The organism is Candidatus Egerieousia sp., assembly GCF_056211015.1.
In genome coordinates this window covers 1-2060 of the sequence record NZ_JBAELF010000033.1, presented here as the reverse complement: position 1 = coordinate 2060, position 2060 = coordinate 1, and the positions used below count along the sequence as shown (strand labels likewise).

3 protein-coding genes are annotated in these 2060 nt (G+C 50.0%); all 3 read left to right on the top strand.

All coding sequences use genetic code 11. The annotated features are described in order from the left end of the window. The first annotated feature begins 247 nt into the window (after positions 1-247). On the top strand, positions 248-787 hold the full coding sequence (locus AC06L3_RS02370) for a class I SAM-dependent methyltransferase (protein ID WP_475669022.1): 540 nt from the start codon (positions 248-250) through the stop codon (positions 785-787). A gap of 7 nt (positions 788-794) precedes the next feature. Then, positions 795-1586 (top strand): RNA ligase family protein, encoded by a 792-nt coding sequence (locus tag AC06L3_RS02365; protein WP_475669021.1) that lies wholly within the window; start codon positions 795-797, stop codon positions 1584-1586. Continuing rightward, a partial coding sequence (locus AC06L3_RS02360; RefSeq protein WP_475669020.1) for an HD domain-containing protein occupies positions 1583-2060 on the top strand: 478 nt, incomplete at its 3' end. The genes AC06L3_RS02365 and AC06L3_RS02360, both read left to right, overlap by 4 nt.

The following is a 2060-nucleotide window of genomic DNA, read 5'->3' as shown; positions in this document are numbered from 1 at the left end:
GGTTCCGTAGTTGGCTATGATGCCATCCCTCAGCACTTCAAGGATAATCTCGAACTCCACGATGTCATTATCCATGTGGCCTATGACCTGTACAGAGGCGAAACAACGAAATTTTACTAAAACAATGAATAATCAACACAGGCAGGTAAAAGGATAAAACATGGACCAACAATACATCCCACGGCTGACTGAAGCATATCGGCGTGGATACGAGAAAAAATATGCGGGAGCCAAAGATGCTCCTGAAATGAAACTCCACTACTTCAAGGCGAAGGAAGACTTGCCACGTGTGCAGGTGGTGTTGAGCTTTTTGCAGGGGATCATTCCTGCAGGACAATGCAATTCGTTGCTTGATGTAGGCAGTGGCAGGGGTGTGTTCCTCTTTCCCTTGCTAAGGGACTTCCCGGAGCTTGAGGTCACGAGCCTCGACATACTTCCACATCGTGTAGCGCTTCACGAGTGCATCCGCGAAGGCGGAGTAACGAATCTGCATCCATTGCAGGAAGACATCTGCACCTGGGATGCTCCTGACAAGTCGTTCGATGTGGTGACAATGCTTGAGGTGATGGAGCATATCCCGAATACATTGGCTGTTGTCAAGAACGCTATCCGATTGGCAAGGAACTATATCATAGTGTCTGTGCCGTCAAAGCCGGACGACAACCCGGAACATATTCATCTTTTTTCCAATGATGACTTGAAACGCTTATTTTTGGAGAACGGATGCAGTAAAGTTAAATTCATGTCCGTCACCAATCACCGCGTGATGGTGGCATACCTTGACTGAGAACAATATGGATACGATAATAAAATACCCCCGCACTCCTCACATTCAGGGGTCGAGACTCCAGCCGGGAGACGAAGACCTGAGCCAGCGCCCGTTCAGCGACATTTCCGGCCGTCACGTTGTGCTGGAGGAAAAAATTGATGGTGCCAATTGTGCAATATCGTTCTCTGAAGACGGGCAACTCCGCCTTCAGAGTCGCGGTCATTTCCTTACGGGAGGCTATCGCGAGAGGCATTATGACCTTCTGAAGCAGTGGGCCGCGGTTCACAGCGATGCGCTGTACGCTGTCCTTGGCCACCGCTACATAATGTATGGAGAATGGATGTATGCCAAGCACAGCATTTATTATGACAGCTTGCCTCATTATTTTATGGAGTTCGATGTGCTGGACAGAGAAACTGGCGGTTTCCTTGATACACCATCGCGTCACTCTCTTTTGAATCCGCTTCCTATATGCCACGTTCCGGTTCTTGCTGAAGGAGTGTTCAAGAGTACGGAGGACATTCTTCAATATCTCGGCGACTCCAAATATATCTCTTCCGAGCACATTGCTCATTTGCGGGAAGATGCCCTTAAACTGGGCCTGGACGCAGACAGAATATGCCGCGAAACGGATTCGTCCCGCACAATGGAGGGAATATACATAAAAGTTGAAGAAGGAGGAGAAGTCGTGGACCGTATGAAATACGTCCGCAACTCTTTTCTTCAGACAGAAGCTACACCGGAAGGGAACTGGCTTGACCGCGCTATCATCCCGAACCGGATTATCGGAACGATTGACGACCTGTTCGCCCAATGATTGATTTCGAGCGCATAGAGAACACTGTCCTTGCCGGATTTGAAACGGCAATGCGTAAGACCCCGCAACCACCGGAGTTTCACGCAGAAGGGGACGTATATACCCATACGATGATGGCCGTCGAGGCTCTGGAATCAATGCCGGAATATGACGCGTTGAGTCTCAGGCAGCAGCATATCATCCGGATTGCCCTCCTGCTTCACGACATAGGGAAGATAAAAACCACGACGCTTGTCGGAGGGCAGTGGCAAGCCCCGCATCATTCTTCCACCGGCAGCCGTATGGCCAGAGAGCTCCTATGGAAGGAATATGGACTTTGTGGAGAAAAAGAGCTGATGCAGGTGCGTGAGGCAATCTGCCTGCTGATTCGCTACCATTCCTTCCCGCCGCACGCAATAGATATGGAAGATTGCGCTTTGCGCCTGCATAAAATCGCTTCCAACTGCCTCCTTGCGCCTGATTTCTCGCTCAGGA